The sequence below is a fragment of the Weissella ceti genome (genome assembly GCF_018394055.1).
Lineage (GTDB): Bacteria > Bacillota > Bacilli > Lactobacillales > Lactobacillaceae > Weissella > Weissella ceti.
The window spans coordinates 1,248,069-1,262,389 of the sequence record NZ_CP074441.1 but is presented as its reverse complement, the minus strand read 5'-3'; the positions used below and the strand labels follow the sequence as shown (position 1 = coordinate 1,262,389).

Annotated in this window: 15 protein-coding genes and 1 tRNA gene; 13 read left to right on the top strand and 3 right to left on the bottom strand. The window is 41.1% G+C overall.

What is annotated here, in order from left to right:
* The first annotated feature begins 43 nt into the window (after nt 1–43).
* Nucleotides 44–1,186, top strand: coding sequence for a PTS sugar transporter subunit IIC (locus KHQ31_RS06550; protein WP_213408789.1), 1,143 nt, complete (start codon nt 44–46; stop codon nt 1,184–1,186).
* 313 nt (nt 1,187–1,499) lie between these two features.
* Here the strand turns inward: KHQ31_RS06550 and rpmF are convergent, their stop codons facing one another.
* Entirely contained in the window at nt 1,500–1,670 is a 171-nt protein-coding gene (gene rpmF / locus KHQ31_RS06545; RefSeq protein ID WP_009496206.1) for a 50S ribosomal protein L32, read from the bottom strand.
* A 220-nt stretch (nt 1,671–1,890) separates the two neighbouring features.
* Here rpmF and KHQ31_RS06540 point away from each other — a divergent pair, with 220 nt between their 5' ends.
* From KHQ31_RS06540 to KHQ31_RS06520, 5 genes are all read left to right on the top strand, one after another.
* On the top strand, nt 1,891–2,328 hold the full coding sequence (locus KHQ31_RS06540; RefSeq protein WP_213408788.1) for a universal stress protein: 438 nt from the start codon (nt 1,891–1,893) through the stop codon (nt 2,326–2,328).
* Between the two features lie 110 nt (nt 2,329–2,438).
* Nucleotides 2,439–2,891, top strand: a complete 453-nt coding sequence (locus KHQ31_RS06535; RefSeq protein ID WP_405196837.1) for a MarR family winged helix-turn-helix transcriptional regulator — start codon at nt 2,439–2,441, stop codon at nt 2,889–2,891.
* Between the two features lie 62 nt (nt 2,892–2,953).
* Nucleotides 2,954–3,025 (top strand) — tRNA-Gln (locus KHQ31_RS06530).
* Between the two features lie 263 nt (nt 3,026–3,288).
* The gene (locus tag KHQ31_RS06525; RefSeq protein WP_213408787.1) at nt 3,289–3,633 is read left to right on the top strand and encodes a type II toxin-antitoxin system MqsR family toxin; all 345 of its coding nucleotides are present in this window, start codon (nt 3,289–3,291) and stop codon (nt 3,631–3,633) included.
* Complete coding sequence (locus tag KHQ31_RS06520; RefSeq protein ID WP_213408786.1) at nt 3,630–4,100, top strand: hypothetical protein; 471 nt, start codon at nt 3,630–3,632, stop codon at nt 4,098–4,100. Before KHQ31_RS06525 ends, KHQ31_RS06520 begins: the two co-directional genes overlap by 4 nt.
* 78 nt (nt 4,101–4,178) lie before the next feature.
* Here the strand turns inward: KHQ31_RS06520 and budA are convergent, their stop codons facing one another.
* Entirely contained in the window at nt 4,179–4,889 is a 711-nt protein-coding gene (budA, locus tag KHQ31_RS06515) for an acetolactate decarboxylase (RefSeq protein ID WP_213408785.1), read from the bottom strand.
* 48 nt (nt 4,890–4,937) lie between these two features.
* Complete coding sequence (gene alsS, locus KHQ31_RS06510) at nt 4,938–6,623, bottom strand: acetolactate synthase AlsS (protein WP_213408784.1); 1,686 nt, start codon at nt 6,621–6,623, stop codon at nt 4,938–4,940.
* A gap of 227 nt (nt 6,624–6,850) precedes the next feature.
* On the opposite strand from alsS, the gene KHQ31_RS06505 reads away from it, so the two are divergent.
* From KHQ31_RS06505 to radA, 7 genes are all read left to right on the top strand, one after another.
* Nucleotides 6,851–7,849 (top strand): alcohol dehydrogenase catalytic domain-containing protein, encoded by a 999-nt coding sequence (locus KHQ31_RS06505; RefSeq protein WP_264336121.1) that lies wholly within the window; start codon nt 6,851–6,853, stop codon nt 7,847–7,849.
* A gap of 235 nt (nt 7,850–8,084) precedes the next feature.
* On the top strand, nt 8,085–10,241 hold the full coding sequence (locus KHQ31_RS06500; RefSeq protein ID WP_213408783.1) for an ATP-dependent Clp protease ATP-binding subunit: 2,157 nt from the start codon (nt 8,085–8,087) through the stop codon (nt 10,239–10,241).
* Nucleotides 10,242–10,582: 341 nt separating this feature from the next.
* On the top strand, nt 10,583–11,362 hold the full coding sequence (locus KHQ31_RS06495) for a COG3942 and LysM peptidoglycan-binding domain-containing protein (protein WP_213408782.1): 780 nt from the start codon (nt 10,583–10,585) through the stop codon (nt 11,360–11,362).
* A gap of 84 nt (nt 11,363–11,446) precedes the next feature.
* Nucleotides 11,447–12,001 carry an NlpC/P60 family protein gene (locus KHQ31_RS06490; RefSeq protein ID WP_213408781.1) on the top strand — a complete coding sequence of 185 codons (555 nt, stop codon included), beginning with the start codon at nt 11,447–11,449 and terminating at the stop codon, nt 11,999–12,001.
* A gap of 1 nt (nt 12,002) precedes the next feature.
* Entirely contained in the window at nt 12,003–12,278 is a 276-nt protein-coding gene (locus tag KHQ31_RS06485) for a GNAT family N-acetyltransferase (RefSeq protein WP_213408780.1), read from the top strand.
* A gap of 92 nt (nt 12,279–12,370) precedes the next feature.
* Nucleotides 12,371–12,913 carry a dCTP deaminase/dUTPase family protein gene (locus KHQ31_RS06480; protein WP_213408779.1) on the top strand — a complete coding sequence of 181 codons (543 nt, stop codon included), beginning with the start codon at nt 12,371–12,373 and terminating at the stop codon, nt 12,911–12,913.
* Nucleotides 12,914–12,927: 14 nt separating this feature from the next.
* On the top strand, nt 12,928–14,301 hold the full coding sequence (radA, locus tag KHQ31_RS06475; RefSeq protein ID WP_213408778.1) for a DNA repair protein RadA: 1,374 nt from the start codon (nt 12,928–12,930) through the stop codon (nt 14,299–14,301).
* The last annotated feature ends 20 nt before the right edge of the window (nt 14,302–14,321 follow it).

Here is a 14,321-nt window from a genome sequence, read left to right as displayed (position 1 = left end):
AAAACAAAAAACTAAATTTGAGAAATCACTAGGGGTTAGAAGGATGACGAGTAAAGTTTTTGATGGTAGTTATGAGTTTAATGTAAAAGATTTCTTCTTTAAGGTTCTTTCAGGATCTGCACAAGGAATTTTGATTGGGGTTCTACCAGCCGCCGTTTTGAAGTATGTTTTGATGATGTTTACAGGTCAAGCCTGGGCGGCTGACTTGAACGCAATCTTGGTATTGTTTGGATCATTTATTCCGGTTTTGATCGGGGTAGCGGTGGCCCTACAATTCAACATGCGTTCACTTGACGTAGGAGTTATGGCAATTGCTACTGGAGCTGCTTCTGGGTCAATCAAGTGGGCCACTGTGGATGCTGGGTTCGTCAACCCAATCACAGGGGTTGCTACTAAGGCACCAAGTACTGTTTACTTGGCTGCTGGAGCCGGAGACGTTATCAATGCCATGATCGTTGCTGCGATTGGTGTGTTGGTTATCTGGGCAGTTTCTAAGTACTTGAACGGCTTTGGTGCTGTTGCAATCATCTTCAGCCCATTGCTAATTGGTGGTGGAGTTGCTTTGCTAGGACGTATGATTGCGCCTTACGTTGGATCAATCACAACTGCTATCGGAGACGTAGTGCGTTTGTTCACTGATCTACAACCATTGCCAATGGCAATCTTGATTGCGATGGCCTTCGCCTTCATCATCATCACACCAGTTTCAACAGTTGGAATTGCTTTGGCAATCTCATTGGCTGGTATGGGTGCCGGTGCTGCCGGTGTCGGTGTTGTCGCAACAACAGTTATTCTGCTTGTTAACTCATTCAAGGTTAACAAGGGTGGAACAACATTCGCGATTTTCTTGGGAGCGATGAAGGGTATGATGCCTGCCATCTTCAAGAAGCCAATTATGATCACTGCTTTCCTTGCAACAGCCGCAATCTCAGCTATTCCAGTTGCATTGCTAAACGTGCAAGGAACACCAACTTCAGCCGGATTCGGTTGGATTGGAATGGTATCACCTATCCAATCAATGTTGGCACAAAAGGCTGATGCAGCATTCGTTACCAATGTAATTGGTGTGCTGCCTGGCTTGATGGTTTGGTTTGTTATTCCAGTTGTCGCTGGTTTGGCAGTCGACTACGTATGCACAAAGGTTCTTCACTTGTACTCACCTGAAGACTTTAAGCAAGACATGTAAGACAAATTAAATAAACGGTCGTCCTTAGGGACGGCCGTTTTTCTTTTGTTTTAAATTAATTCTTTAGGTACGTAGTTAAGTTGTAACACGCATTAAAATACATCTAAACAACGATAATGTACGTAATGATGCAGGTGGGATGTAGATTGTTTCGTGTATGTATGTTTTAACGCTTATAAGAGGGGGCGTGAGCGCTTTTAAGGGGATAATAGTATAAATGGGTGGGAGTGAACAGAAAGGCTTGAAAAAGGATTTTAGAGCACAAAAAAAGCACTAGTCAGAAGACTAATGCTTTTTTTAGCTTGCTAGTTGATTACTTAGAAACAACTTGCTTACCCTTGTATGAACCGTCAGCGGCCACGTGGTGGTTACGTACGTAAACACCGTTTTCGTTCTTGTGAAGTACAGGTGTCTTAAGTCCACCTTGACCACCACGACGCATACGCTTCTTCATCTTTGAAGTCTTACGTGCAGGAACTGCCATAGATCTATCCTCCTTATCACACCGCCGTGATATAAGAAGGCAGTGTTTAATAATCGATTATTTTTTCAACTGTTCTAATTTACTTTATATTTCGATTTTTGTCAAGCCGTCTGACTTGTAATTCATGAAACTTCTATGAAAGGGTTTACAAGAAAACTAATCAGGAGCATACTTTTAATGTAACATACATACTTATGAAAATGGAGTGGAGGAAATACACATGAAGCCAGGGAAGCAATTTAAGAACGTATTAGCCGCAGTAGATGAGTCAGAATTGGGACAATTAGCATTGATGAATGCGATTCATCAATCATTAGAAGATGAAGCAAAGTTATCAATTGTTTCAGTCTTTGAACGTGATGATTTGAGTGTGTTTGACGCAATGTCTAAGGATAAGACAAATGCTGCTTACGCGGACGTAGAACACGCCCTAGCACGTTATGAGAAGGTTGCTAAGGACGCAGGCGTAAAGGACGTACAATTGATTCTAGCTGAAGGAGAACCCGGACAAGTGATTGTTAAGGACGTTGTCCCACAATACAACATCGACTTCGTGGTTATCGGATCACATTCTAATGTTGGGCGTACAACATACTTTGGTTCACAATCAAGTTATGTCGCTAACAACGCACCTGTATCAGTTATGATCGTTCGCTAAGAATAGGTAAGGTCTTTACCTATATTTGGGATTTTGGCTGACAATATGTAGGTATTCGTGTAAGATAGGGGCATTGATGCATCGCATTTAGGGGGAAAACATGGAATTACATAAGTGAGTATATTGATGCTTATCTATCAACGCTGAAATACCTGGATGAGGTCATTTCAGAGCCTGCGGATGAATATGGATTGTCATTTGAACAATACCTAATCATGCATGGGATTGCTGAAAAAGATGGGATTACGTTGACAGATATCGTGGAAGATCGCCACGTAACACGAGCTGCTGTTTCACGACAAATTAAAATGTTGTTGAAGAAGGGCTACATTTATCAAGAGGCTGATGAGAACGATCGTCGTCGCATGTTGCTACACCTAACAGACTTAGGGGTCGAAATTGAACAAATTGTTACTGAACGTGTAACAAATCGTTTTGATGGTTGGGTAGAAGTATTCGGTGAAGACAAAGCACAAGCGATTTTGGAATTTATTCGTCACTTTGATGAAAAGGTTGTTTCAAAGACGCGTGCACGTGCTCGTCAACTTGATGGTGACTACTAGTTAGTTGTCTAATCAGCTTGATTATCATGTTAGGTTTATAGTATGATAATGAAGTTGATTTTTGGGTATTGGCCAAGCGGTAAGGCGACGGCTTCTGGTGCCGTTATTCACTGGTTCGAATCCAGTATACCCAGTCAATTTAGCACTGCTTCTGGCAGTGCTTTTTTTGTGCAATAAAACAACTTCTTACTATATTAATAGATAAAAACGAAAAAGGCCCAAACTAATAACGGAATGTTAGTTTGGGCCTTTTTATTTTGGAGTGGATATATCGCTCTGTTAGAAAATGAGGGGAATTCCTAATCGATGTAGTGTGAATTATTTTTGATTTAGCAAAAAAACAAGATTGGTTTAAAAGAATGTCGCTTGATAAAGTTGACGAAGGGGGTGAGGAATTATGTACAATGACGCGACTGAATTTCAGATTAGTTTGTTTTTAAAAGAGTTTAGGAATAAAATACGAAGTCATGAATATTACTTATCTCCACGAAAAAAGAATTTAGATTTTATCCGTGAATGGGGACTATCGGTTGGTGCAGTAGAAGAAACAATCTGTAGCCTAACATCGAAAGACTATATTAAAGGTCCAGATCCAGACCATAATCATGTAGCATGTTTTGTATGGGTGTTTGCAACAACGTTTGTTGAGAAGCAGGTCTATATTAAATTACAACTACGCGACGAACTTGGATGGATTATTTCCTTTCATGAAGCTGTATATTATATGGAGGTGAGTAAATGAAATATTATGTTGAATCAACTGATAAATTAATTGAAGAAACTGAAACAACAATCATTGAAAAGGTTATTGTGAGTTCAGTAAAGGGACATGAGATAACGATTAATGGAAATGTCCGTATTGTTATAGAAAATGGTGAAGAAGTATTTGATCATGTTGTGGAAAATGAAAATAACTTGAAGCTATTTGCAATCTATAATCAGAGTCATGAACTGGTGACATCAGAAGAAGTTATAGAATTACGACAGACATTAGGGCTCTCAAAACGTGGGTTTTCAGAATTTTCAGGTATTCCCGTCCGAACGCTTAATCAAATTGAAGCAGGATCTATCCTTAGTGACGAACTAAGCGATAAATTAAAGTTGATTAAAAATGCTGATTTGGTGTGGCTTAGAGAACGCTTTTTAAAATCAGATTTAAATGAATATTCAAAGTTAGAAATTGAACAGTTTAATAGATTTATTGATTAAAGCCTAATGATCAATGCCAAAGTAAAACCCCGTATCTAAGTATTAGATACGGGGTTTATTGTTTATTCATGATATGAATTAATGTCCTTCAGCAGCTGCAATGCCTTCATTTAAGCCATCTAATTCAAGTGTGTGATTTTTGAAATCAGCGTTATCAATTGGTAGGTGTAATTGAAAATCAGAAAATTCTTCCAATTTACCTGTTAAGTTCGTACCTTCAATCGCTAGTAAATGACCACCAAAGGTTTGATCATCGCTTAAGAAATGTAAATGCCAACCAGCAGCAACAGCCCCTTGATATAGTTCAGGTGAATAGTAACCAACGATTGTTCCACTGATGTTTTCAGCAGTAAAAGTCGGTTGGTTAGCTGCGACCGTTGCCAAGCTAGGGTAAGGTGCTTCTGACTTAGGTGCGATGCGCACTAAGACGTGGCTAAAGTCACCATGTAAGCGAATTGATGCAAAGTTATTATGGAAGTGGAATTCATCAGCTAAAGTAGCCAGACTATTGAAGTCCGCAGACGGTAGGCTAAGTGCTTGTCCTGATTCTGAAAAATGAACTGTTGCGAATGGCAATGTTGTGTTTTCAGTATCCGTGACATGATGAACAGAACCGTCTTCTTGGGCATGATACATTTGACCATCAAGAATAATAACTTCACCATTAACGCCGTGTAGTGTACCGATACCAGTATCACCGTGTGTTAGAAGATCGTGTGCTGTTGTGGTTCCAGCCATTTGGCGCGCCATAAGAGCCCCTAATGTGCTGTGTTGATAAAGAACTGTCATAATTATTTACCTCCAAAAAAAGCCACCCGAAGGCGGCTAATGATTGTTTTAGCCTTCTTGTGCAACAAGTTGTGCTAATTCGTGGTTGTGTGAGTAGTCAACAGGAATGTCGATGACAACTGGTCCTTCAGTAGCGAAGGCTTCGTCCAATACAGCATCCAATTGATCAGGTGATTCAACACGCAATCCCTTGGCACCCATTGATTCGGCAAACTTAACGATGTCGATAGGGGCAAGTTGGATTCCGGCTGACTTTCCTTCGTACTTCTTTTCTTCTTGGAACTTAACCATGTCGTAACGGTGGTTGTCATTCCAAACAAGGCTAACTGTGTTCAACTTCATTTCAACTGCTGTGGCCAATTCTTGTCCTGAGAAGAAGAATCCACCGTCACCAGAAACAGAGATAGCCTTTGCATTTGGACGAACCATTGCTGCGACCATAGCCCATGGTAGTCCAACACCAAGTGTTTGCATACCGTTTGAGATCAAGAAGTGACGAGGAACGAATGACTTGAAGTGACGTGCCATCCAGATGTAGTGAGACCCAATGTCACTAGCAACAGTCATGTCATCTGTTACACGTGCTTGTAGAGCCTTAACAACGTTCAATGGGTGGTTAAGGTGTGCTTCAGCAGGTGTGTATGATTGGTTGTCCAATTCATGCATACGTTCCTTAGTCTTAGCCAATGTCGCCAAAGCAGCATCTTCTAGCTTGTAACCCTTGATACCATCCTTCAATGCATCCAAAGTATCTGCAATTGAACCAATCAATTGACGTTCAGGTACATAGTGGTTATCAATTTGGGCGAATGCAGTATCGATTGTTACGATGTTTAAGTCGTTGTTTGCGTTCCAGTTACGTGGTTCGTATTCAATCGCATCGTAACCAACTGTAATAACCAAGTCAGATTCAGCCAACAATTGATCACCAGGTTGGTTGTGGAACAAACCAATACGTCCGTAGAATGTTGAAGGTTCTAATTCGCGAGAGATAACTCCAGCTCCTTGGAATGTTTCAACAACAGGCAAGTTTGTTTGTTCTAACAAGGCACGTAGTGATGCAACAGTGTCGTCGTCTGATCCACGTTGTCCAACCAAGATAACTGGCAACTTAGCGTTCTTCACTTGTTCTACAAGCCAAGCAATATCAGTTGAGTGAGCAGCACCCATCTTTGGTGCGTTTGCAACTGGCAATGGCTTAGCTGTGATAACAGCGTCATCGACGTCCTGTGGAATAGAAACGAAAGCAGCTCCGGGCTTTGGCCCAGTAGCAGCAACGAATGCATTAGACAAGATTTCTGAAATGTTTTCAGGGTCTTGAACTTCCACAGAGTAGTTTGTAACTGGCTTAAAGATAGATACAGAGTCTGTGCTTTGGTGTGTTAGACGGTAAAGGTCCTTACGTGGTACTTGTCCACCAATTGCCAAGACAGGGTCACCTTCAGCAGTAGCTGTCATCAATCCAGTAACAAGGTTACCAACACCAGGTCCTGAAGTTGCAATCATGGCCCCTGGCTTACGTGTGATACGTGCAAATCCTTGTGCCATGAAGGCTGCGTTTTGTTCGTGACGAACAACAACTAGTTCCGGAGAAACAGCGCCTTCTTCAGGGTGTTCTAGTCGTTCGAATAGACGGTCGATCTTTGCACCGGGGATTCCAAAAATCAAATCAACGCCGTGGTTGTTTAGGCTGTCGACAATTAAGTCAGCCCCGTATTGTTGTGTATCAGACATATTTCAGTACTCCTTGTCATTAGATAATCTAAGTATTTGATAACCATATTGTACACCTGTCGAAAAAAAAAGAAAGGATTAATTTTGAAATATAGCAAATAAATTCGTTTATTTAAAACATTTGAAAAACGGCGTTTGTCTGGTTTTAAGAATTGTAAATTAATATGGGGAGATTGTTTGGTAGAATACATATAAATCATTGTTACGAAAAAAGGGAGAAATCACACATGGGATATATGAATATGGCCATTCGCACAACCGAAGATGGTCAATTAGTTGAGAATGAATATGAGTTAGTAGAATTAGGCACACATGATGTCCTAATTAACGTTAAGGCAGCCGGCGTTAACCCAGTAGATATGAAGCAACGTGAAGTTGCGGAAGTGGGGAAAATCTTAGGTTACGACGCTGTGGGAATTGTTATTTCCGTTGGGGACGAGGTACAAGCATTTCAACCGGGGGATCGCGTCTTCTATAGTGGCGATGTCACACGTGATGGTAGTTTTGCGCAAAAGCAAATTGTGCGTGAAGAATTAATCGCGTTAGCACCACAAAATCTAACAGATGAAGAAGCCGCAACTATGCCACTAACTTTTTTAACAGCCTATGAGCTGCTGACTGATAAGTTTGGACTAATGTTTTCACCAGGTGGTGCCGCAGGTGAAACATTATTAATCGTGAATGGATCAGGCGCAGTTGGGCGTGTGATGACACAATTAGCTAAATGGATGGGGATGCAAGTGATTGCGACAGCTTCAAGTTTAGCAAGCCAGGAGATGGTACGTGATAATGGTGCTGATTTAGTGGTTGATCACTATGAAGATTACGCAGAAAGTATTCAAAATGCTGGTTGGACCAATATCTCATATATTGCTGTTTTACATGAACCAACGCGTCACTTTGCACGCGTAGCTGAAATTATTGAACCATTTGGACATATTGGCATGATTGTGGCACCCGCTGAACCTGTTGATATTGGATTGGTAAAAAACAAGGCTGTATCGATTGATTGGGAATTCATGTTTGCCAAAGCTTCTATAGAAGAGAAGATGGCAGAACAAGGAAAGGCATTACAAATTGCGGCTCAATTAAGTGCAGAACAAGTTTTGACACCGTATGTTGGTCATGTATTTAACGGACTAACAGTTGAAAATATCGCAGATGCACTAGCACAAACAGCTAATAATGGACAATATGGTAAACATGTTGTGGCTATGAATGATTAGTTAAAACTGAATTTATAAACCTTTAAGTAGGTTAAAACCCTTTAATCAAGCATGGTTAAAGGTTTTTTTGTGTTTTTTATTTCATTTTTGTTACGGTTTTGTTAAAAAGGTTTCTAAAAACACTTGAACTTACATATAGTGAGTGCTAATATATAGACATGGAGTTAGTAGAGATAACTCCAAACAAAAATAGTTAAAGTAATAAATATTAAAATTGAATATGGAGGATGTTACTATGGCACAAGACAATTTTGGATTCTCAGATTTTGACGATATTTTTCGAATGATGAATGATGACCTTGCGCGTCAACAACGCATGTCTCGTCAACAACCTCAGCAACAACAAATGCGACAACAACAAATGCGAAGCCAACAACAGGTTCCGCAACAAGAACAAGGACTACTAGACCAATATGGAATTAACATGACCGAGGAAGCTCGTCGTGGAAACTTTGATCCCGTGATTGGCCGTGACGATGAAATTCAACGTACGATTGAAATTTTGAATCGTCGTAGTAAGAACAACCCAGTATTAATTGGTGAACCTGGTGTTGGTAAGACAGCGGTTGTCGAAGGTTTGTCACAAGCCATCGTTAGCGCTAAGGTACCAGCTAAGCTACAAAATAAGGAAGTTATTCGTTTGGACGTTGTCTCACTTGTTCAAGGAACTGGTGTACGTGGAGAGTTTGAAGAGCGTATGCAAAAGTTGATGGATGAAGTTTCACAACGCCAAGACGTAATCCTATTTATTGATGAAATTCACGAAATTATGGGTGCTGGTGGAACTGGCGAAGGTTCTATGGATGCCGGAAACATTTTGAAGCCAGCTTTGGCTCGTGGTGATTTTCAATTGCTAGGAGCAACGACTTTGAATGAATACCGTCAAATTGAAAAGGATGGTGCGATTGCTCGTCGTTTCCAACCAGTAATGGTTAACGAACCCACTACTGAAGAAGCCACGATGATTTTGAAGGGCTTGGCTCCACGCTATGCTGATTATCACAAGGTAAAGTATTCAGATGGCGCATTGGAAGCTGCGGTAGATCTATCAAACCGTTACATTACTGATCGTTATTTGCCAGACAAGGCGATTGATTTGATGGACGAAGCTGGATCAGTTAAGAACTTAGCTGTGAAGGTCGGTGATCCTAAGGAAATTGAAAAGCAAATTCAAATTGCCGATAACAAGAAGATTGAAGCCGTAAACGCTGAAGACTTCGAACAGGCAACTCACTGGAAGGATCAAGTTAACCAATTGACACTTCAATTAGAGTCATTGAATAGTCAAAAGCGCCAAACTGATGCAGCTTTGACTGTTACAAAGCGTGACATTGAAAAGGTCGTGGAACAAAAGACTGGTATTCCGGTTGGTGAATTAGCTGAATCTGAACAAGCTCAATTGAAGAACTTGGATAAGGATTTAGCAGCACATGTTATTGGACAAGATGAAGCAACTGAACGTGTTGCACGCGCAATTCGTCGTAACCGTGTCGGCTTCAACAAGTCTGGTCGTCCAATTGGAAGCTTCCTATTTGCTGGACCTACTGGAGTTGGTAAGACTGAAACAGCTAAGCAATTAGCTAAGGAATTGTTTGGAACTGACGAAAACATGATTCGTTTCGACATGTCAGAGTACATGGAAAAGCATTCTGTTTCTAAGTTGATTGGGGCACCAGCTGGATATGTTGGTTACGAAGAGGCCGGTCAATTGACTGAAGCTGTTCGTCGCCACCCATACTCATTAATCCTTTTGGATGAGGTTGAAAAGGCTCACCCAGATGTAATGAATATGTTCCTACAAATCTTGGACGATGGTCGTTTGACTGACGCACAAGGGCATGTTGTCTCATTTAAGGACACGATCATTATCATGACATCAAATGCCGGGCAAGCTGGCTTTGATAACACAGATGAAGAGAAGACTGATTTGATGACACGATTAGCACCATACTTTAAGCCTGAATTCTTGAACCGTTTTGATGCGATTGTTGAATTTAGTGCTTTGAGTAAGGAAGACTTGCTAAGCATTGTAGACCTTATGTTGGATGGTATGAACCATGCAATTGCATTGAAGGGGCTACACATCGATATTACAGATCAAACAAAGCAAAAGTTGGTTGACTTAGGTTACGACCCAGCTATGGGTGCACGTCCACTACGTCGTGTAATCCAAGATCAACTAGAAGATCAAATTGCCGACTTCTATCTAGATAATCCACAAGTAAAGGACTTGCGTGCAGAAGTACGTGATGACGAAATCGTGATTGTTGCAGAAACTGATCCTAATAAGGAAAAGGAAGCAACAAAAGAAATGAAGCAAGACAAGAAAGAAGCTGAAAAAGCTGCTGAGTTAGATGAAATTGCCAAAGAAGCACATGATTTAACTGAGTAATTCATTTGAAATAGGAAAAGGCCACCGCATTGGTGGCCTTTTTTTAATTATGAAGAAATATAATATGTCATATAAACTCTTATTTATAGAAGATAAATGAGCTATAAAAACGTTCAAAATAAGTAGGAACGTTGATGTATCAGTATTTAGAGCGGATTTTTGTTTAAATATCAAAAGTTCTTTGAAACATTCCTGTAAAATAAGCGTAAATGAATGTTCATGATTATGGTATGTTCCTGAAAAACCCAATGCATATACTAAGTCTTGTAATTTAAGTTAGAAATTAAAACAAATTAAAAAAACAAGCAAATAAACAAAAATCACTGGGAGATTTAAATCTTATGAATACTACTGTAAAGAACATGTTGTTGGCTACTGCGGGTGCGGCTGTATTGATGGCTGGATCATCAGCAATGGGATCAGCTGACTCAAAGATCACTATCAAGTCAGGTGACACTTTGTCACAACTTGCTATTGAATACGATGCAACTGTTGAAGACTTGGTTTCATCAAACAACATCAAGGACGCTAACAAGATCTGGGCAGGAGACAAGCTAGTTATCACTGGTAAGGCTGCTAAGGACTTGACTTTGACTGACGAACAAAAGGAAGTTGTTGCTGAAGTTAAGGAAGAAGTTGAAGTTAAGCAAGCAGAACAAGCACCTGCTGAAGTAGCTGCTGCACCTGTAACTGTTGAAGCTCCAGTTGAAACTGAAGTTAACACAAACGTTTCTGTAGCCGCTGAAAACAAGACTATCGAAACACCTGCTGCAACTAAGGAAGTTTCAGCTCCTGTTACAGGACGTTCAGGAAACGCCTACATGGCTGGTCAATGTACTGCATACGTATACGACCGTGCATCATTCGTTGGTAGCTTCTGGGGAAACGCCAACCAATGGGTTAGCTCAGCCGCAGCTGCTGGACGTACAATCAGCGGAACTGCAACTGCTGGATCAGTAGCCGTATTCGCTGCTGGACAACAAGGTGCCGGACCCCTTGGTCACGTTGCTTACGTTGAATCAGTAAACGGTGGAATGATGACTATCTCAGAAGGTAACTACGCTGGTAAGGCATACAACACACGTACTATCTCAACTGCCGGAGTAACATTCATCCGTTAATCTTAAGTTTATAAATGAAATGAAGGGTTCCGTCTCGTGCGGACCCTTCTTTTTTTACACTTAAACCTTTTGAAGGAGTAGCATATGCCATTTAGTATTGAACCAGGTGTTGCCATCCATATGGATGACTATGGGAACATTGATAGTAAGATTACGTTCATCGCACCAACCGGAGAAGAACATTTACAAATTTTGTCATCACAAATTCAACGTGGTGGAAATTCGAACTATATTGAACAAGAATTAATGAAGTTAATTATTGCACGTAGTAGCCGTAATCTTTTAGAAGTAGCCTCAGAAGTTGAAGGACTACCGTATAAGATGCAAGGTAATCAACCTAAAACAGGATTTGATGTGGCTGGTTTAATTCAATATGTGTACAACCAATCAATGGGGCGTGGTTTTCCAAGTAAATTGGAGGATCAATTAAACGCGTTGACTTTGATTGAACTACAAGACATTATGCCTAAGGATGTGATGTACTGGAAGTCAGGCGATTTAGTTATTAATGCGGGAGTTTACATTGGTGGGTCTCGCTATCTAACGGTTGATTTATTAGCGGGGGAAGTTGCAATAAAGACATTGGCAGACACGTGGTTACCTGATTTTGTTGGAACGATTATGCCACGAGGTATTTAAAATGAATTTTCAATATGAAGAGGGTATGATTTCTTACAGTGTTGATGGTGAAGTGAAAGCTAAGATTACTTTCCCAGCTAACGACGAAGGAACAATTTGGGATATTGATCATACATTTGTGGATGAAAGCTTACGTGGTCAAGGAATTGCGAATCAATTGTTGGCGGAAGTTGTTCGTTTAGCACGAGCACAACATGTCCAATTAAAGCCTACTTGCTCATTTGCGAAAAAGGTGTTTGCCAAAACGCCAGACTATCAAGCATTAGAAGTGAAATAATGATCTAAAATGAGGCGGACGAAGATAATTCGGACTTCTCATTTTCATGTATAATAGAGAGTATTACTTAAGACAATAAGGTGGAGAACATAATGACACGTAAATTTGCAATCGTTACAAAGTACAAGGATGCGAACTTGAACTTACCAGTTCGTGCAACACAACAAGCTGCAGGATATGACTTTGAAGCAGCTGAAGACTTTGTGGTCCCTTCAATTTGGAAGAGCCCTTTGATGCACGCTATCAAGTTGCTTCGTCAAAAGCGTAGCCTACTGGCTACTGAAGCTGATCAAGCGCAAAGTGCGTTGAAGCCAGTATTGATTCCAACAGGAATTAAGGCCTACATGCCTGAAAATGAATTCTTGATGATTGCGAACCGTTCATCAAACCCATTGAAGCGTCGTTTGCTAGTGCCAAACGGGGTTGGCGTTATTGATGCGGATTACGTTGACAATCCAAAGAACGAAGGTGAAATTTTCATTCAAATGACAAACTTTGGTATTTTGGATGTACATGTTAAGAAGGGTGAACGTATCGCACAAGGTATTTTCATGCCATTCTTGGTCACTGATGATGATATGAATGATAAGAAAGATGCGCGTGTCGGAGGCTTTGGGAGTTCCGGCCAAGCGTAAGAAGCGAGGCATAAATGGCTAAAGTTAAAACGCAATTCGTGTGTTCAAACTGTGGCGCAGTATCACAACGTTACATGGGACGTTGTCCAAGCTGTGGGGCATGGGGCACATTGGTCGAAGAAGTTCAACAACCTGAAAAGGCAGATCGTAAGTCACGTGTTAATTTGGCAGGTGAAATTGCGAAGTTCGAAAAGCTAGCAGATATTAATATAGAAGAAACACTACGTGTCACGTCTAATTCAAATGAATTTGATCGTGTCTTAGGTGGTGGAATCGTACCAGGTTCACTAGTCTTGATTGGTGGTGATCCAGGGATTGGTAAGTCAACATTGTTGCTACAAGTTTCTGGTTCATTGGCTAATGCTGGCCAAAAAGTACTGTACGTTTCTGGTGAAGAAAGTGCGTCACAAATCAAGTTACGTGCCGAGCGTCTTGGTGTTCAAGGTGATGCGGACTTCTACCTATATCCCGAAACTGACATGAGTCAAATTCGTAAAGCGATTGATGAATTAAAGCCGGATTTGGTCGTTATTGATTCAATTCAAACGATGCAAGAACCCGACGTACAATCAAGTGTTGGTTCAGTGGCACAAATTCGTGAAACAACTGCGGAATTGTTGCAGATTGCAAAGACTAATGGTGTGACAATCTTCATCGTGGGGCACGTGACCAAAGAAGGTAACATTGCGGGACCAAAGATTTTGGAACACATGGTTGATACCGTTTTGTATTTTGAAGGTGACAACCAACGTAGTTTCCGTCTATTACGTGCAGTTAAAAATCGTTTTGGCTCAACCAATGAATTAGGTGTCTTTGAAATGGAACATGAAGGATTAGCGGAAGTTGCGAATCCTTCACAAATGTTCCTAGAAGAACGTTTGGAAGATGCTAGTGGATCTGCCGTGGTCGTTGCTTTAGAAGGAACACGTCCTGTGCTTGTTGAATTACAGGCATTGGTGACACCGACGGTATTTGGAAATGCACAACGTACGGCTGCGGGTATTGACCGCAATCGTGTATCAGTATTAATGGCGGTACTTGAAAAGCGCGCCAACTTATTACTACAAAACCAAGATGCATATGTCCGTGCAGCGGGTGGAGTTCGACTGGATGAACCAGCGATTGACCTTGCGATTGCTATGGCGATTGCATCTAGTTACCGCGATAAGGGGACGCGTCCAGGCGATGCCTTTGTCGGTGAAATTGGACTGACGGGAGAAATTCGTCGTGTGCCACGTTTGCATGACCGAATCGTTGAAGCACAGACATTGGGCTTCAAGCGTGTTTTCGTGCCGATGTCAGGTCTAACAGCCAAGGATAAGGTCGGTGGTATTGAGGTTGTTGGCGTTAAAACATTAGCTGATGCATTGCGTTTAGGACTAGATTGATAACTTGAAACATAGCCCTG